Source organism: Sphingobacterium sp. HJSM2_6 (assembly GCF_049316305.1).
Classification (GTDB): Bacteria; Bacteroidota; Bacteroidia; order Sphingobacteriales; family Sphingobacteriaceae; genus Sphingobacterium.
The window spans coordinates 32988-51880 of sequence record NZ_JBMOXB010000012.1; the positions used below are offsets into that span (position 1 = coordinate 32988).

Annotated in this window: 17 protein-coding genes; 14 read left to right on the plus strand and 3 right to left on the minus strand. The window is 35.5% G+C overall.

Going from position 1 to position 18893, the window contains the following annotated elements; translation table 11 throughout:
- The first annotated feature begins 30 nt into the window (after positions 1-30).
- The 5 genes from ACFRAE_RS11600 to ACFRAE_RS11620 all read left to right on the plus strand — a co-directional run bounded on the left by ACFRAE_RS11600 (position 31) and on the right by ACFRAE_RS11620 (position 5777).
- Positions 31-663: a hypothetical protein gene (locus ACFRAE_RS11600; protein WP_422797322.1), complete on the plus strand. Its 633-nt coding sequence runs from the start codon at positions 31-33 to the stop codon at positions 661-663.
- A 115-nt stretch (positions 664-778) separates the two neighbouring features.
- Positions 779-1657 (plus strand): hypothetical protein, encoded by an 879-nt coding sequence (locus ACFRAE_RS11605; RefSeq protein WP_422797323.1) that lies wholly within the window; start codon positions 779-781, stop codon positions 1655-1657.
- Positions 1658-1668: 11 nt separating this feature from the next.
- Positions 1669-2475: an alpha/beta hydrolase gene (locus tag ACFRAE_RS11610; RefSeq protein WP_422797324.1), complete on the plus strand. Its 807-nt coding sequence runs from the start codon at positions 1669-1671 to the stop codon at positions 2473-2475.
- A gap of 128 nt (positions 2476-2603) precedes the next feature.
- Positions 2604-4961, plus strand: coding sequence for a TonB-dependent receptor (locus ACFRAE_RS11615; RefSeq protein WP_422797325.1), 2358 nt, complete (start codon positions 2604-2606; stop codon positions 4959-4961).
- Between the two features lie 6 nt (positions 4962-4967).
- Positions 4968-5777 (plus strand): DUF4249 domain-containing protein, encoded by an 810-nt coding sequence (locus ACFRAE_RS11620; protein ID WP_422797326.1) that lies wholly within the window; start codon positions 4968-4970, stop codon positions 5775-5777.
- Between the two features lie 10 nt (positions 5778-5787).
- Here ACFRAE_RS11620 and ACFRAE_RS11625 read toward each other — a convergent pair whose 3' ends face one another.
- Complete coding sequence (locus tag ACFRAE_RS11625; RefSeq protein ID WP_422797327.1) at positions 5788-6396, minus strand: polysaccharide deacetylase family protein; 609 nt, start codon at positions 6394-6396, stop codon at positions 5788-5790.
- Between the two features lie 70 nt (positions 6397-6466).
- On the opposite strand from ACFRAE_RS11625, the gene ACFRAE_RS11630 reads away from it, so the two are divergent.
- Together ACFRAE_RS11630 and ACFRAE_RS11635 are read left to right on the plus strand one after the other, a co-directional pair.
- Positions 6467-7366: a helix-hairpin-helix domain-containing protein gene (locus ACFRAE_RS11630; protein ID WP_422797328.1), complete on the plus strand. Its 900-nt coding sequence runs from the start codon at positions 6467-6469 to the stop codon at positions 7364-7366.
- A gap of 2 nt (positions 7367-7368) precedes the next feature.
- A complete protein-coding gene (locus ACFRAE_RS11635) occupies positions 7369-7902 on the plus strand; it encodes an adenine phosphoribosyltransferase (RefSeq protein ID WP_422797329.1) in 534 nt (177 codons plus the stop codon).
- A 69-nt stretch (positions 7903-7971) separates the two neighbouring features.
- Here ACFRAE_RS11635 and ACFRAE_RS11640 read toward each other — a convergent pair whose 3' ends face one another.
- On the minus strand, positions 7972-8502 hold the full coding sequence (locus ACFRAE_RS11640) for a hypothetical protein (RefSeq protein ID WP_422797330.1): 531 nt from the start codon (positions 8500-8502) through the stop codon (positions 7972-7974).
- 13 nt (positions 8503-8515) lie between these two features.
- Positions 8516-10051, minus strand: a complete 1536-nt coding sequence (gene gpmI / locus ACFRAE_RS11645; protein ID WP_422797414.1) for a 2,3-bisphosphoglycerate-independent phosphoglycerate mutase — start codon at positions 10049-10051, stop codon at positions 8516-8518.
- A 165-nt stretch (positions 10052-10216) separates the two neighbouring features.
- On the opposite strand from gpmI, the gene ACFRAE_RS11650 reads away from it, so the two are divergent.
- From ACFRAE_RS11650 to ACFRAE_RS11680, 7 genes are all read left to right on the plus strand, one after another.
- On the plus strand, positions 10217-10630 hold the full coding sequence (locus ACFRAE_RS11650; RefSeq protein ID WP_422797331.1) for a DUF4783 domain-containing protein: 414 nt from the start codon (positions 10217-10219) through the stop codon (positions 10628-10630).
- Between the two features lie 74 nt (positions 10631-10704).
- Entirely contained in the window at positions 10705-11562 is an 858-nt protein-coding gene (gene nadC, locus ACFRAE_RS11655) for a carboxylating nicotinate-nucleotide diphosphorylase (RefSeq protein WP_422797332.1), read from the plus strand.
- 13 nt (positions 11563-11575) lie between these two features.
- Positions 11576-12226, plus strand: a complete 651-nt coding sequence (gene plsY, locus ACFRAE_RS11660) for a glycerol-3-phosphate 1-O-acyltransferase PlsY (RefSeq protein ID WP_422797333.1) — start codon at positions 11576-11578, stop codon at positions 12224-12226.
- A 149-nt stretch (positions 12227-12375) separates the two neighbouring features.
- Complete coding sequence (locus ACFRAE_RS11665) at positions 12376-13179, plus strand: M48 family metallopeptidase (RefSeq protein WP_422797334.1); 804 nt, start codon at positions 12376-12378, stop codon at positions 13177-13179.
- A 177-nt stretch (positions 13180-13356) separates the two neighbouring features.
- Positions 13357-14241 carry an ABC transporter ATP-binding protein gene (locus tag ACFRAE_RS11670; RefSeq protein WP_422797335.1) on the plus strand — a complete coding sequence of 295 codons (885 nt, stop codon included), beginning with the start codon at positions 13357-13359 and terminating at the stop codon, positions 14239-14241.
- Positions 14234-17881, plus strand: a complete 3648-nt coding sequence (locus tag ACFRAE_RS11675; protein ID WP_422797336.1) for an ABC transporter permease/M1 family aminopeptidase — start codon at positions 14234-14236, stop codon at positions 17879-17881. Before ACFRAE_RS11670 ends, ACFRAE_RS11675 begins: the two co-directional genes overlap by 8 nt.
- A gap of 264 nt (positions 17882-18145) precedes the next feature.
- The gene (locus tag ACFRAE_RS11680) at positions 18146-18856 is read left to right on the plus strand and encodes an AAA family ATPase (RefSeq protein WP_422797337.1); all 711 of its coding nucleotides are present in this window, start codon (positions 18146-18148) and stop codon (positions 18854-18856) included.
- Positions 18857-18893 lie beyond the last annotated feature (37 nt).

An 18893-nucleotide genomic window follows, 5' to 3' on the forward strand; every position in this document is an offset into this window, starting at 1 on the left:
ATCAAGTTGTTTAACAAGGAAAGAATAAATATGAAAAAGTTGGCTATTGTATTATGTTTGAGCATAGGGCTTTCAATAAGCTCATGTAATCAAGCTGCGAAACAAGCGGATGGACAATCCGAAGCTCATGGATCTGCTAAATTAGTAGCACTGACCAATAGTACTTCCGCTGATAAGGTACATTTGTATTTTCAAATCAATGAAACAAATCAAACGGATTCTTCGGTTATTTACGAGGCTAAGTCTCAATATAAAGAAGATACTGTAGGATTGAAGGTTGAAGTGTTGAAAAACATTGTACCCGGATTAAATGTGGACGGAAGTCCTAATGGGGAAGTTGGTTTTCATAAAGGAAGTGTACGAATTAGTTCTATTGGCGCTGCTTCGGATAATTTAGTAAAGGGATTAGGTGAATTGTTTCAGATGCCTACCACAGCTAAGATGACTTCTGAAACCTTAAATCCATTGGTCTTTTCTTCCAATAAGGATGCTGTAGATCTTAGCAAAGCAAGTACCTACTCGTTTAAATACTTTTTTGATAACTCGACTGGTAAAGAGGCCGAGTTATTTGGCGTATTGGATACGTATAAGAAATCTTTCGAATTGACTGAAAAAGATTCCACATACCGAGCAGCGATTTTAGCTACCTTTACAGGTAATTAATTACTTTAGTTATTGTGGTTAAAATTTTAAGAATCAATAAAATATCTATTTATTAGCAGTCTTTCTTTTCCTTTTAGTTCTCTTGAATAGGAAAAGAAAGATTTTTTAGTTTTGCATGAATATTCAACTTAAGATCCTAATAATAATTATATCCGTATGTATTATTAATCCTTCTAAAGGACAGGATCTGATTACCGTTCCTAGAATCCCTTTGGGTAAAGTAACTGCGCCAGAATTGAATGAACTATCGGGCTTGATTAGTTCCAAAACACACCCAAATTGTTATTGGGTTCATAATGATAGTGGAGATCAAGCCAGAATATTTCTTATAGATCAGCAAGGCAAACTAGTGAAGATTTTGAATCTATCAGGTATCGTATCGGTTGATATCGAAGATATAGCCTGGTTGGAGAAGGATAATAAGTCGTATCTGGTAATAGCAGATATTGGCGATAATCGAGGAGTTCGCAAACAAATTAAATTGTTTGTGATCGAAGAACCTGTGTTTGAATTATTGGATGGGAAAGAATACCATTTGAAACAAGAACAAATCGAAGTTAAGACCTTGGTTTATGCAGATAAAGCGAAAGATGCCGAAGCCTTGTTTATTGATCCATGGACCCATGGTTGTTACCTCATTAGTAAACGTGAGTTTCAAAGTACCTTATATTTCACGAATATCTTTAATCTAAATCAGCCTACAGATACGTTAAAGCCAATCAGTAAATTTCCTTTCACCTTTGTGACTGCAGCGGATATTTCGAGAGATGGCTCTCAAGTCATTGTGAAGAATTTGAAAACTATATATTATTGGAAAAGAGATCAACAAGAATCTATAGTTGAAGCAATGCGTAAACCCTATAAACGCTTGAGCTACCAACCCGAACCACAAGGGGAAGCCATAGGCTTTGATTTAAAAGGAGCGCATTTTTTTACAATAAGTGAGCGTCCTTTTGGTTTAGAGTCTTATCTTTATCAATACAACTTAAACTAGTTAGCGTACGTATGAGAAAAACATGGACATTATTGTTTTTATTGGTAGGAATTCAATTTGCATTTGCCGCAAAAGTAGATACCGTGGCCGTACATAGCAAGGCTATGGGCAAAGACATTAAAGTCGTCGTTATCCAACCGGATCAACCTATCAACAAAAATCTTCCAACAGTATACCTGTTGCATGGATATTCAGGCAATTATGCCGATTGGGTTACTAAAGTACCTGCAATTAAATCCTTAGTTGATCAATATCAAATAACCGTGGTATGTCCAGATGGTGGCTATAGCAGTTGGTATTGGGATTCGCCCCTTGACAAAAACTTTCAATATGAAACTTTTGTGGCTAAGGAATTAGTTAGCTACGTAGAAGGCCATTACCCAGTAGCTAAAGATAGAAAGCAGCGTGGTATTACAGGACTAAGTATGGGGGGCCATGGTGCCTTGTATTTGGCAATAAAACATCAGGATGTGTTTTCTGCTGTAGGCAGTACAGCTGGAGGGGTAGATATTCGCCCATTTCCTAATAACTGGGATATGGCTGCTAAAATAGGCGAATACAGTGAAAATAAGGAACGCTGGGAAAATCACACCATTATAGAAATGACTCATTTATTAAAGCCCAATTCATTGGCTATATTTCTTGATTGCGGTGTCAATGACTTTTTTCATGATGTCAACCATAAGTTACATGAAAAACTGACTTATTTAAATATTCCGCATCGCTATTTGAGTATGCCTGGGGCACATAATTGGGATTATTGGAGTACTTCTATTTTATATCAAATGGCATTTTTTAAAGATTATTTTTCTAAATAGGATTATAATGGCTTTAATGGATAATTGTTTTGCGCTATTGAATAATATTAATATATTTGGTCACGTAATTTGATTATAAACCTACACAAGCCATTTTGAACTTCAGAATGGCTTTTTTATTTTTAATAATGATGTATTTATTTAGGTTGCAATACGGCCATCAAATTGGCAAAATTTTTAGTTTATTTCTTCTAATGATGCTGTTTTGTCATCAAGGAATTAGTCAGGAAAAGGTGACTTTAAGTGGGTACATCAAAGACGCTAATTCTGGGGAAACGTTGATAGGTGCGGTTATTCGAATTACCGAATTGAAAACCAGTAGTTACACCAATAACTATGGATTTTATTCGTTAACTGTTCCATCAGGTACTTACAACTTGGATATTAGTTATCAGGGGTATCAGGGATTGAGTAAAGTGGTCACGTTGAATGAAAATCAACAGTTTACATTTGAACTGAATTCACGTTCTAGTGTGATCGAGGAAGTTGTGATTACAGGTAAAAAAGAAAATGAAAATGTGACTTCCGCGCAAATGGGAACATTGAAATTTTCGATGGAAGAATTGAAATCTGTACCTGTCATATTTGGGGAGAAAGATATATTAAAAACAATTCAATTAATGCCTGGTATAGCCTCAGGAGGTGAAGGTAGTTCTAGTTTTTACGTGCGTGGTGGTGGAGGTGATCAAAATTTGATTCTTTTAGATGAGGCTACAGTTTATAATTCCTCACATCTACTGGGTTTTTTCTCAACGTTTAATTCCGATGCAATAAAAGATGCAACCCTTTATAAAGGAGGTATTCCTGCACAGTTTGGAGGTCGAATTTCATCCGTAATGGACATTAGCATGTTGGATGGGAATAACAAAAAGTTTGCTGGAGAGGGTGGTATAGGACTTATTGCTTCTAGGTTGAAATTAGAAGGGCCAATTGTAAAAGACAAGAGTTCTTTTATGTTGAGTGGTAGAAGAACATATGCGGATTTGTTTCTTAAGCTTTCCAAGGATGAAACAGTCAATCAGAGTAAATTGTATTTTTATGATTTGAATGCCAAAATGAATTATAAGTTTAACGATCGCAATACGTTATACTTATCCGGATATTTTGGAAAGGATGATTTAGGTTATTCTGATTTGTTTGGGTTTAATTGGGGAAATGCGACGGCTACTGTTCGCTGGAATCATGTATTAAATAATCAATTGTTTAGTAATACCACCTTGATTTATAGTGATTTTACCTATAATGTGAATGTAAATAACGATGATTCAAACTTTACGATTGCATCTAAAATCAGAAATTGGAATCTAAAACAAGACTTTTCTTATTATCCAAATAATAACCATACCTTAAAATTCGGCGTAAATGTATTAAATCAGCATATTGAACCAGCTAGTTTAAATGCGAATGAAGAATCGGCCGTGAATTCTATATTCGTGGATGATAGGCGTGGAATAGAAGCGGCAGCTTATATATCCCATGAGTGGAAGCCTACAGAAAATTTATCGATGATCTATGGTGTACGTTTAAATGATTTCATGGTTCGAGGTCCTGGTACCTTTTATCAATTTGATCAAGATGGTGAAGTTGTGTCGGAGGAACTGTATGACGCATCCATCATTAAACATTACTTAAATGTTGAGCCACGAGTATCATTAGCCTATTTAATGAGCCCTGCACATAGTTTGAAGGCAAGCTTTAACCGGATTGCTCAGAATTTACATCAATTGACAAATACGACCTCAAGTTTACCTACAGACCAATACGTGGTGAGCAGTTTGAATATTAAACCTCAAATCGCCGACCAAGTTGCTTTAGGATACTTTAGAAATTTCGCCAATAATAGCTATGAGTTTTCTGTAGAAACCTATTATAAATTTATGGGAAATCAAATTGATTTTAGAAATGGAGCCGATTTGCAAGCTAATAAATATTTTGAAGGCGATTTATTAAATGGGATAGGCCGTGCGTACGGGGTAGAGTTTTTACTAAGAAAAAATAAGGGAAAATTAAACGGATGGCTAAGTTATACTTTAGCGCGAAGCGAACGTCAATTTGCTGAAATCAATGACGGAAATTGGTATGCAGCACGTCAAGATCGTACACATGATATTTCTTTAGTTGGAATTTATCAGGTGAGTCCACGCTGGAGCTTAGGAGCTACCTTTGTCTATAATACGGGCAATGCCATTACCTTCCCTAGCGGTAAGTATCAAGTAGATGGTACTACGATGTTTTATTATACAGAACGAAATGGATATCGTATGCCTGCTTACCACCGATTAGATTTATCGGCAAATTTAGAACCTAAAGATAAAAACAAGAAATTCAATTCAAGTTGGTCATTTGGGTTATACAATGCTTATAATCGTAAAAATGCATATATCATTGATTTTAGAGAAAACGAACAAAACGCCAATGTGACTGAAGCCTATAAAATTGCTTTATTTGGAATTATCCCATCGGTAACATGGAATTTTAAATTTTAATAGAATATGAAACCATTATATATCAGTGCTATTTCATTGTTGTTAGTTCTCTTTTATGCTTGTGAAGAGAAAATTGAAATTGACTTAAATACGGTCAATCCAAAGGTGGTGATTGAGGCACATCTTAAAAACACAGATCGATTGCAAGAGATATTTGTGACAAGAACTGTAAATTTTGATGAAAACAGAGCTTTTGACCCCGTAAATGATGCAGAAGTAATTGTCAGAGCGAGTAGTGGAAGAGTCTATTCGTTTACCTCTGCAGGCAATGGTCGATATATCCATAATAATTTATCACTTAATGCTCAGACCAGCTACACATTGCAGGTTAATGTAGCGGATAAGATGTATACAGCCTCTTCCAGTTTACCAGATTTTGTGGAGATCGATTCTTTGGGTATAACCAAAGAAGATATATTCAATGAGACCTATTATTTTGTAAATCTCAAATTTCAAGATGCTCCAAATGTTTCAAATTATTATTTATATACCATGTCTGTAAATGATAAACCATTTACATTCAACACTGTTTTTTCGGATAAATTTAATGATGGATTGAACATAACACATCAGCTTGGAGGCAATGACTTAACGTTAAATTCGGGCGATCAAATTAAAATAAGAAGACATTTAATCAATAAAGACGTTCATAAATATTGGTCTGAATTTCAATCTACCAATCCTGGAAGTGCATCTCCGGGTAATCCAACTAGCAATATCAGTAATGGTGCTTTAGGTTATTTCTCGGTTAGTAACGTGAAAGAATATGCGGTAGAAATTCAAGATCAATCTGTAGAATTAGATCCAGAAGGTTAAGGATTCCCTATTAAAAAAGTTGAAAATTAAAGCCTTTATTTTTTAAAAAAGCAATCGCTTTCGGAAGCGAATACTGCAAATTTGCTATTGCTTTGATGTTGTCATGGAATACAATGATACTTCCATGACGCGTATTATCGATGCAATACTTCAAGCATTGTTCCTTAGAAATACGAGCATTGTAATCTCCAGTTAAGACATCCCACATGATGATATCGTACTTTTTATGAAGAGCGCTGTATTGGGCGTAGGTCATTTTACCATAAGGCGGTCTAAATAGGGAGGTTTTTGTCAGTTCTTGACATGTTTCAATATTTTCTAAATATTCCTCTAAGGTATGTTCCCAACCTTTTAAATGATTGTAACTATGATTACCTACCGCATGACCTTCATTTAAGATGCGTTGAAATATTTCCGGATGCTTCTTTACATTATCACCTACACAAAAAAAAGTCGCTTTCACCTGATGTTCCTGCAAGCAATCTAAAACCCAGGGGGTAATTTCAGGAATAGGACCATCATCAAATGTTAAATAAATATTATTTTCTTTATTTTTTTTCCTCCAAATAGCTTTAGAATAAAATGTTTTAAATAATAAGGGTGGACGTACGATATGCATCTTGCAATAATGAGTTATTTATGTCAAATTTAATTAAGAATTCTTACTTGGGCGATAATTATTCTAAAAAATGCGACGTATTTTCAACTATTTCAGCTTAAATCAACGGGAACGATTAGCGATTATTGGATTGTTGATTTTATTTTTTGTATTCCTAACTACAAGTGTATTACTACCTATGTTTCAGCAAAGCCATGGTATAGCTTATCAACGTATTCAATGGGAGGGGAAACTGACAAGACCTGCTATTGATTCCATTGGCATTATTCCAGCAACTACTATGGCAGAAAAAAAACCGATAACTTATTTCTATTTTGATCCCAATGTACTTCAAAAAGCGGAATGGATACGTTTAGGTTTACGTGAAAAACAAGCACAGGTAATATTAAATTATGTACATAAAGGAGGTCGTTTCTATCAAAAAGAAGATTTATTTAAAATTTACTCTTTGTCTAAGCAAGAAGTAGAACGGTTAATTCCTTATGTTCGGATTGAAGAACCCGCTACTCCTAAAAAGTCGAATGCCTATAATCCTCCATTGTATATTCCTATAAAAACACCTACTCCCATATTAATTGACATCAATCTAGCAGATTCCTTAGCATTTGAAATGCTTCATGGGATAGGACCTTCATTTGCAAGAAGAATAGTAAATTATAGACAAGCTTTAGGGGGCTTTTATAGCATCCAACAGTTGAAAGAAGTATATGGTATTCCAGCAGAGCTTATCGATAAGCTAAGCACCCAATTGAGTCTACAAGCTGAAAATATCCAAAAAATAGCCATTAACCATTGGAGTGTAGAAGAATTAGGCAAACATCCTTACTTAAAATATAAGCGTGCTAGACTGATAGTTGCCTATCGAAATCAACACGGTTCATTTCAATCGATAGCAGATTTGAAACATATACATTCGTTAGATGATGATTTTTTTGTTAAAATTGAACCTTATTTAGATTTTAGCTTGTAACGATGATCGAAGAAAAATTAAAAGCCATCATACGGGATGTACCTGACTTTCCTTCAGCAGGTATTATGTTTAAGGATATTACACCCTTATTGCAACATGCAGATTTAGTTGAATTAGCCGTAGAGAAATTTGTAGAAAAACTGCAAGGGGTAGAGTTCGATGTTATTGCTGGAATTGAAAGTAGGGGTTTCTTATTTGGGTTCCTTTTAGCACAACGATTGAATAAACCATTTATTCCTATTAGAAAACAAGGGAAGTTGCCATACCATACGATATCAGAATCCTATAAATTAGAGTATGGGCAAGCAACTATCGAAATGCACGAAGATGCATTTCCCGCAGGTACCAGAGTGTTGATCCACGATGATTTATTAGCAACTGGAGGAACTGTCGTTGCTGCTAGTAAATTAATAGAAAAACTTCAAGGTGTCGTTGCAGCCTATTGTTTTGTGATAAGCTTGGATTTTTTGAAAAGTGCGGGTCGATTATCCAGATTCTCTGATCAGGTGTTTTCATTAATTCATTATGAAGAATAAGGAGGTAGAAAATAAACCAAAACAGGGCGTTTATATCATATAAACGCCCTGTTTTGGTTTCATTGCTACTTAGAAATTTCCTTGTACTTTATAATAATTTTCGCCCATCACCTGAACATCTTGATTCTTTTCTAACAGGTAAAAACTTCCTTTCTCATACACTAAGAACTCTGAAGTTTGATACAATTTATTTTTCACTTGTTTTTCGATACTCAACATCATTGGATTACCTAAACTATCCAATTGTATTCTAACACAAGATAAATCAGATTTTGGATTTAGAAAATGGTATTGAACAACTTGATCGATTGTATCCACCGCTATTTGACCGGCATATGCAGGCTTATTTAAATCAATATTTTTAAAACTTGCGAATTCAGCATCCCAATCTGAAATTTTCATCGACTTGGTTTCTTCCTCCTGATCTTTGAAAACTGTTTTTTGAATCACAGGATTTCGTTTTTTTAAACTATCAATTTCAGTCTGGATAAATTGAGGCACATCAAAGTACGTCTGCTTCAGCTGATCGCTAGCAGCAGGTTTTGATGCCTGTTGACAAGAAATATTCATCGCTGTTAAAGAAATAACAGCGATTAGCATTTTTGTTATGCGATTAATAGACCAATACATCACCAGTCATTTCTATTGGAATATTCAGATCCAGCATTTTTAATACTGTTGGAGCGATATCTCCCAATTTACCATCATGGATTTGCTTGTAGTTATCATCTATCAGAATACAAGGAACTAAGTTTGTGGTATGTGCCGTATTTACACTTCCATCATCATTCAACATGTATTCAGAATTTCCATGATCTGCTAATATGATAAACGAATAACCATTGTTTAATCCAGTTTCGACTACTTGTTTGGTACATTGGTCTACTTTTTCTACCGCTTTTACTACCGCTTCAAACACACCTGTATGTCCAACCATATCCGGATTGGCAAAGTTAAGGCAAATAAAGTCTGGACCATTCACAACCATGTCTTCACAGATAGCATCAGTTATACCTTGTGCACTCATTTCAGGTTGCAGATCGTAAGTAGCGACTTTAGGAGATGGGATTAATAATCTGCGTTCTCCTTCAAAAGTTTCTTCTCGACCACCAGAAAAGAAAAACGTCACATGTGGATATTTTTCAGTTTCTGCTATGCGAACTTGTGTTTTATGTTGTAAGTATAGTGTTTCGCCTAAGGTTTGGGTTAGGTTATCTTTTTGAAATACGACTTTTACATTTTGAAACGTTTCATCATATTGAGTCATAGTGATATAATACAAGGAAAGTGGCTTCATGTTGTATTCAGGAAACTCTTGCTGGGTTAAAGCAATGGTAATCTCACGACCACGGTCTGTACGGAAGTTATAACAAATGACTACATCACCTTCTTGAATAGTCGCTTTTGGATTTCCATTAGGATCCACCAAAACCACAGGTTGGAAAAACTCATCTGTTACATCGGCTGCATAAGATTGTGCTATGGCGCTTTCTAAATCTGTCACAGGGGCTCCAATACCTTTTGTCAATAGGTCATAAGCTAATTTAACACGCTCCCAACGATTATCCCTATCCATGGCGTAATAACGGCCAATAGCCGAAGCAATAGTACCTACGGATGTTTTTAAGTGCTCATTTAATGATTTTATATATCCTAAACCACCATTAGGGTCTGTATCACGACCATCTAGAAAAGCATGAATAAATACTTGTTCACTGCTTAGTTCAGCTGTTTTAGCGGCATCACACAATGCTTTTAAGTGATTGATATGGGAGTGGACACCTCCATCTGATACTAAACCAATAAAATGAATGTTTTTTTGATTTGACTTGGCATAATCAAATGCCGCCTGAATGGTTGGATCTACGGTAAAGGCTCCTTCTTGAGCCGCTTTATTGATTCTACCTAATTCTTGGTAAACAGTACGTCCAGCACCTAAATTCATATGGCCTACCTCCGAATTTCCCATTTGTCCAGCAGGTAAACCTACCGCTTCTCCAGAAGCTTCTAATTTGGAATTTGGATAGGTTGCAAGTAAGTAATCTAAAAAAGGGGTTTGCGCAGCTATAACAGCGTTTGAATTATCATCTTTTCCGTAGCCTAATCCATCCAGGATTAATAGTGCTACTTTTTTTTGCTCAGAACTCATTACACAAATATACTTTATATTCATGAATTTCAATAGAATTGGAACTATTCCTCGCTCACTTGAAATTATTTTGAGCATTGGCATAATTTTAGTTATAAACCATCAAAGTAAGTTTGTCTATGATGGTTTTAATATTTCAAGAACAGTTCTCGTTTACTGACGCATATGGTATTTAGCAGGGGGTCTTCATTTTTTAAATTAGGTATGTTGAGTATCATGATGTTAATGATTATTTCATTAAAATCAGCTTATGCTCAATTAGATTTATCGAATGAAATCCTAGAATCATTAAGAAGTGGACAGGCCAAAAATATATCCAAGCATTTTAACACAAATGTTTCGTTATCCTTAAAAAATGACGCTGGATTTTATTCTAAATTTCAAGGCGAAATGATACTCAGTGATTTTTTTCGATCCAATAGAATATCAGAAGTTAAATTAATTCAGCGTACCAATAAAAGTAATAACAGCTATTATATGGTATGTCAATTAAAGGCTAATCATAAAGGTTATCGCGTATTTGTGAAGTTTAATATCCTGGATGGTGAATCTAAAATTACCGAGTTACGTATCGAATAAACTTCAAATTTTATCCGCAGAAGTTTCCATTTAATCTATTTTTTCTTCATCTTCGCTTAATTTTAAGTTGATAAATGGATAAATCATTCAAAGAAAAACTTATACTTTTCGTTAAAGAGGCTCTGGCAGAAGATGTTGGAAATGGTGATTATACCACCTTATCCACTATTGACCCAGCACAGCAGGGTGAAGCACAATTATTAGTTAAGGATACAGGGATTTTAGCAGGTGTTGAAATTGCTGTTGAAATATTTAATTATTTAGATCCGGAAATGGTCGTAGAAACTATCTTAAACGATGGTGCATCGGTTAAGTATGGAGATATTGCTTTCCGTGTTCGCGGAAAAATACACGATATTTTAAAAGGTGAACGATTAGTGTTGAATATTATGCAGCGCATGTCTGGAATTGCTACGCAAACTTCCAACTATGTTGCCGCTATGGCAGGAACGAAAACTAAAGTGTTAGATACACGAAAAACAACCCCATTATTGCGGTTTTTAGAAAAGAAGGCGGTAGAAATAGGAGGAGGGGTCAATCATCGCTTTGGTTTGTACGATATGATATTAATAAAAGATAATCATGTGGATTATGCTGGCGGTATTACTGCGGCAGTCACACGTGCATTTGATTATAAAAAAGAGCATCATTTGACTATCCCAATTGAAGTAGAAGTAAGAAATTTTGATGAATTAAATCAAGTTTTAGCTTTGGCTCCTGTAGATCGTGTGATGTTTGATAATTTTACTCCTGAGCAAGTTGCTCAAGCTGTCACATTAGTAAATGGCCGCTTAATCACCGAAGCTTCTGGAGGAATCACATTAACATCCATCCGTGCCTATGCTGAAGCAGGCGTGGATTACGTATCAGTTGGAGCTTTAACACATGCTGTTAAAAGCTTAGATTTAAGCTTGAAAGCAAAACTAATTTAGTAAATTGTTGGACATGATATCAATTTACCTAGTTGGCATTGTCATATTAGCCTATATTTTTGGATCCATTCCAACAGCTGTTTGGTTTGGCCAAGCATTTTATGGCGTGGATGTTCGCGAGTATGGCAGCGGAAATGCTGGGGCAACCAATACGTTTAGAGTATTAGGAAAAAAACCCGGTATCATTGTGATGTTTGTCGATATTTTAAAAGGATGGACAGCCACCAATTTACCCTATCTATTGGATAGCAGTGTTATTGGTAATCACGATGCTCCTCAATTTGTTAATTTTCAATTAGCATTGGGAGTGATAGCCGTATTAGGACATCTTTTCCCTGTTTTTGCGGGTTTTCGTGGTGGCAAAGGTGTTGCTACCTTATTTGGAATGGTACTCGCCATTCATTGGCCTGCTGCTTTAATGTGTGTATCCGTATTTCTATTTATACTCCTCGTTACCCATTATGTTTCTTTAAGCTCCATTATGGCGGGCTTTACATTTCCTTTTAGTGTTGCCTTTATTTTTAAGACTACTGTCCCCGCAATATTGCTGTATGGAATTGCAATCTGTGCATTAATTTTGGTTACACATCAAAAAAATATAGAGCGATTGTTAAAAGGTCATGAATCGAAAATATATTTGTTTAAAAGAAAACAATCGGGTTAAACAGCCTTTCTCAGTAATCCCATTCATTGGAGTTTAGGAGCGGAGATGGTTTTTATTTGTAAAATTTTGAGTTAGTAAACATTTGGGTACAAGTTTTGTTTAGTATCTGAATTGAATATAGACATTGGAATAACATTAAGATATTTTTTATGAAAAGGATTTTTAAATATACTGCGATGCTGTTGATGGGTGCTACGCTTGCGGCATGTGCAACATCGGCAATCACAGGAAGGAAATACTTAAAATTAGTGGATCCTAAGCAAATTAATGATCAAGCCGCATTAGCTTATAAGGAATTTTTAACTTCAGGCAAAACAAAAGTAGTGACGGGTACTGCTGCTGCAACTCAAATTAAACGAGTGGGTAATAATATAGCCATGGCGGCAAACAAGTATTTGTCAGAACGAGGTATTGCAGACCAATTTGATTTCAATTGGGAATTTAATTTAGTACAAAGTGACGATGTAAATGCTTGGTGTATGCCCGGTGGTAAAGTAGCGGTATATACCGGTATATTACCAGTAGCAAAGAACGATGCAGGATTAGCGACGGTGATGGGGCATGAAATTGCACATGCGATCGAGGAGCATTCTGTAGCGCAAATGTCCAATGCTTACGCAGCTCAAATGGGAGCACAGGTATTGGGTGTAGCGGGTGCCATGTCCAATAGTAAAGCAATTGGTATTATCAATCAATTTTATGGAATTGGGTATCAGGTTCAATCCTTAAACTTCTCTAGAAAAGATGAATTAGCAGCGGATAAAGCAGGTTTAATATTGATGGCTATGGCTGGTTATGATCCTCGTGAATCAGTTTCATTTTGGGAGCGTATGGCTCAAGGAAAAACTGGTGCAGCGGCGCCTGAATGGTTAAGTACACACCCTAGTGATGCAAGAAGAATTTCTCAACTTCAGGCTTTAATTCCTGAAGCAATGAAATACTATAAGAAATAACAACAATTGAATTAATTAAGAAGCCGACTTATGTCGGCTTTTTTTATTTCTAGGCTTGTAGGGAATGAGGATTTTTTCCTTAAAATGGATCAAATTAAATCTGTAAAAGAAATAGTTCAGTTCTTACTGTTACTAATATTAAGTTTTAGCGACTAATAGGTAAAATGTGGAATATATATGGAATTAAGCATCAGTAATCTAAGTAAAACCTACCCAAATGGTGTTAAAGCACTAGATCAAATCAATTTAACCATAGGACCAGGTATGTTTGGCTTGTTAGGGCCTAACGGCGCTGGGAAATCCTCCTTGATGCGTACAATAGCTACCCTGCAAAGTCCTGACGTAGGCGAGCTTACCTTCGGAGATATTAATGTCCTTCAAGATAAAAATGAACTTCGTAAAGTGTTGGGGTATTTACCTCAAGAATTTGGGGTCTATCCGAATATGTCTGCGGAAGAATTATTGAATTATTTTGCAGATTTAAAGGGTATCAACAATAAACAAGAGCGTAAGGTAATTGTAGATAAGGTCTTAGAAATAACAAATTTAAGCTCGTTTAGAAAAAATAGTGTAAGTGGTTATTCTGGAGGTATGAAACAACGCTTTGGCATTGCACAAATGCTTTTAAATAATCCTAAATTAATTATTGTCGATGAGCCAACAGCTGGACTAGATCCGGCGGAGCGACACCGCTTCTTAAATGTATTAAGAGAAATAGGTGCTGAACACACGGTTATTTTTTCAACACATATCGTGGATGATGTGCGAGATTTATGCCATGAATTGGCGATCATGAATGCGGGCAAGGTCTTGTTCAGAGGAACTACCCAAGAAGGGACTGCTCAGTTGATGGGGAAAATATGGACTAAACGTATAGATAGAGCTTCTTTCGATCATGAAAACAGCTTACACAACATTATTTCATCAAATTACAATCCGGATAATAGCTTGAATATTCGAGTATGGAAAGATGAGCAGCCAAATGATACATTTGCTGAGGCTAAGCCAATATTGGAAGATGTCTATTTTGTTGCCCTAAAAGCAGAACAAATCCATGTTTAGTACCATATTTTTGTTCGAAATAAAACGTTGGTTGAAGCAACCTGTGTTTTATGTGTATTGTGCCATTTATTTCAGTTTAGCCTATTTCACCTCCTTATCGAGTTTAGGTGCTTTTGATGGGGTTACGAGCACGACTGATACCCCCGTTTACATCAATGCGCCTTTAAATATTGCTGGATTTTTTAACTCCTTTTCTACATTGATCTATTTTCTTTTACCGACTATCATAGGAGCGTCAGTAATCAGGGATTATATGTATCAGGTTCATCAGGTATTATTTTCTTATCCATTGCATAAATTTACCTACCTGTCGGCAAAGTTTTCCAGTTCCTTTTTAGTAGTCACGTTTATTGCTTTTTTATGTGCTGTAGGTTTCTATGCAGCTCAGTTTTACCCAGGCATAAATTTGAAATTATTAGGGCCCAATAATTTTCAGGCGTATTTAGAGGGCTTTTTTGCGACTATTATTCCAAATTTCTTATTATTTGGAAGTATCATTTTTGCTTTAGTTACGTTTACTAGAAGTATTTATGTCGGATTTATTTGCGTAATAATCCTCATGTTACTCCAAACATTGTTGGATATCGCTAATGCAAATGTTGATAACCGGTACCTAGTTGCTTTATTAGACCCTTTTGGATTTGAAGCCATCATGTACCATACCAAGTATTGGAGTATAGCGGAGCAAAACACCAATTTATTGCCTTTTAAAGGAGTTTTACTTTATAATAGGTTGATTTGGTCATCCGTTGCCCTGCTTATTTTGGCTGCAGTATATTATACCTTTTCATTTTCTCAATCCGGATTTAATTGGTGGAGAACTAAAAATGGGAAATCCGTTTCAAAAGACAATTTTGGAAATATCATAAGAATCAATCTTCCCAATGTTTCGATGAATTATTCTTTTTGGAATAATTTGAAATTAAGTTTTAGACTTTCGAAAGTCGATTTTAAATTCTTAATTCGCAATTGGACCTTCTATATTCTGTTATTTGTCGCTTTTATTTTCACGTTGATCGTCATCAGCATGACGGGTGAAATATATGGTACAACAACCTATCCTGTAACCTGGCAAATGTTGAATGCGACGTCTTCCATATATGGATTTTTCTCACAAATCATGCTTTTGCTATTCTCAGGAATGCTTATACAGCGTGCTCGGATGAGTAATATCAATTTATTAGTTGATGCAACGGCAACTCCAAATTGGGTGCTGCTCTTATCAAAGGCAATTGCACTTTATAAATTAATGCTGCTAGTTTTTCTAGTCAGTATGCTCAATGGAGTCATTTATCAACTTGTTCATGGATTTTATGATTTAGAATTAGGTCATTACTTTTTTGAACTCTTTGTTTTAGGAAGTGTTAAAGCGGTATACATGATCCTATTCAGTTTGTTGATTAATAGCTTTTTCAAAAATTACTTTATTGGTTTTATTTTGGGATTGTTCATTGTCCTTGGCGTACCTCTTCTTGCTAAAATTGGTATTGAACAAAATATTTATAAACTTAATGCAGATCCAGGCTATAATTATTCGGATATGAATGGCTATGGCTCATTAAGACATTTCCTTTATTATAGACTCTACTGGTTTTTATTAGCCTGTATATTTTTTATTGCAACTTTGCTGATATGGCGAAGAGGAATTGTTGTTTCTGCTAAAGAGCGTTTATTGCTTGCCGCGAAGCGTTTCAATGTATACCTTAGTTTGCCACTTGTGTTATTTTTGCTTGGCTTTTTGGGATTAGGCTACAGTTTTTATTATATGAACAATGTCGTTGAGCCGTTTCAGTCGAACCAAGAAAGAGAATTGCTTCAAGTAAAATACGAGAAAGATTATAAGCGGTATGAATCCATACAAGAACCTCGTTTAACACAGGTTTTTGTGACCGTAGATTTAGATCCTGAGCAGCGAAACATGCAAATTAAAGGAGATTTTACGTATAAAAATAAATCGGCAGTTCCCATTGATACTTTATTTATGAATTTGTCATCCGCAGTCATTACTGAAGTAAGTTTTTCCAAAGCTGTTTCAGAGATTTTGAATGACAAGGAATTGGATGTTAAAATTTTTGCTTTAGGTCAAAGCTTACTTCCTGGAGATAGTTTGCAGATTACCTATGCGATTAAGAATAAGCCGAATAATTTTTTGTATGATCAATCGCCTGTAAAAGAAAATGGAACCTTTATTGATAATTCCATGTTTCCTACCTTGAAGTATGCCAACGCGGCTGAATTGGCTAATAATGCCATTCGACAAAAATATGATCTCCCTAACAAAACCAGGATGCACGATCCAAGAGATAGCTCTCAATTGAGAAACACGTATATCTCTCAAGATGCTGATTGGATTAATTTTGAGGCGGTGGTCAGTACCGTAGACAATCAGACAGCACTCGCACCGGGGTATTTGCAGAAAGAATGGACCAAAGATGGTAAGCGATATTTTCATTATAAAATGGATGCACCCATATTGAATTTCTATGCGTTTATGTCTGCCCGATACGAGGTGAAAAAGGAACAATATCAAGGTAAGAGCCTCGAGATTTACTACCATCCAAATCATACTTATAATTTGGATAGAATGATGCTTTCCATGAAGAAGTCCTTAGATTACTACGAGCCAAATTATAGCCCTTACCAATTTAAACAGATGCGAATCATTGAATTCCCTAAAACGAAGGGTACTTTTGCGCAAGCATTTGCCAATACGGTTCCGTTTTCTGAAAGTATTGGATTTATTGCAAAGGTGGATGAAGATGATCCTAAAGCTGTAGATTATGCTTATACGGTGGTGTCGCATGAATTTGCGCATCAATGGTGGGCTCATCAAGTCATTGGGGCTAATGTACAAGGTGCTACCATGCTTTCTGAATCTTTGGCAGAATATAGCTCCTTAAAGGTGTTGGAAAAGACCTATGGAAAAGATCAAATGCGGCGGTATTTGAAAGAATCCTTAGATTCTTATTTAGCGGGAAGGGCTTCTGAAGCTCTTGGAGAAAGTCCGCTTATGTATAATGAGGGGCAAGCTTACATACATTATAACAAAGGTTCTTTGGTTATGTATGCAATGAGTGAATTGCTGGGGGAGAACAATTTTAATCAATTCTTGAAAACTTATATTCAAAAAACGGCTTTCCAAAACCCACCGTATACCACTGCCATTGAATTTGTGGATCAGCTAAAAACAAAAGTTCCAGACTCTTTATCGTATGCAGTTAAGGATATGTTTGAAACGATCACTCTTTACGATAACTATGTCAAAGAGGTGAACCTTAAAGAATTGGCCAATGGAAAGTATGAAGTTACCTTAAATTTTGTGGTTTCCAAATACAGATCGGATGCCAAGGGCAAGAAAAGCTTTTCCGATAGCGATACTCCAAATTTAACCGAACAAGTAGATAAGAAAGAGGTGAAATCTTTACCCTTGAACGATTATATTGAAATTGGAGTTTTTGCAGAACAAAAGAAAGAAGGAAAGCACCTTTTGGAGCAACCCTTATTAATCAAAAAAATGAAAATTAATAAGATTAATAATTCCATAAAATTAATATTGGATAAAAAACCTGTATTAGTTGGTGTAGATCCTTATAATAAATTGATTGATACCAATTCAGGTGATAACCGGAAGGATATTTAATATTTCGTTCGGTTGTAAAACCGAACGGATATTAAGTCTTATTTAATAAAAAACAAGAGGTTTTATGGTTATAGAACCTCTTGTTTTTTGTATAGTCCATACAAAAACCTCTTATATCTATAGGCTGGGAATAGGAATAGAGGATATTCCTATTATTGTCGGGATAATTAATGAGCGAACAATTAAAAAAAACAAGAACATAATAATGAGCTTAAATTTTGTTAAGAATGATCTTCGTAATAAAAAGCTCTGTAAATTTGCGGCATGCATATCCAAGATTTAATAATTAAAGATAAATCTCCTATTCGATTGGAAGATGTATTTTTAACTCCAGATAATCTTCAACAGATTCAGCAATTGATTAAAGAGCATTTGTATGTAGAAGATCTAAAACAATATGGTTTGCCTGTAACGCATAAAGTACTCTTGTACGGCGCTTCGGGTTGCGGAAAAACAACGACTGCAAAAGCTATTGCCAATACGTTAGGAAAGCCCCTAATCATTTTAAATCTGAGTAATATTATCAATTCCAGAATTGGTGAAACCTCCCAACATTTGAAACAAGTGTTTGATCGAGCGGTAAGAGATAAAGCTGTTTTGTTTTTGGATGAATTTGATCAAATTGCCAAGTCTAGGGGAGAAGATGATCAAGATGTTGGAGAGATGAGAAGGTTAGTGAATACATTGATCCAATTAATCGATTATTTTCCGGAAGAATGTGTTTTAATTGCAGCGAGCAATCATGTGCAAATCATAGATCCAGCTATTATCCGCAGATTTCAAATACGAATTTCTTATGAATTGCCCAATCAGGCAAGTCTTGACCAGTATTATGATGCTATTTTGCATAAATTTCCTGCAGAACTACATCCGGAATATAGAAAATACCATATCTCTTATGCGGAGGCTAAAGATTACGCTTTCTCTGTAGTGAAGGGTAGATTGCTCCTTAAATTGGAAGCTCGGAGAGCATAATTATTTTGAACTGTCTTCTGCCAATAGGCTCGTTTAA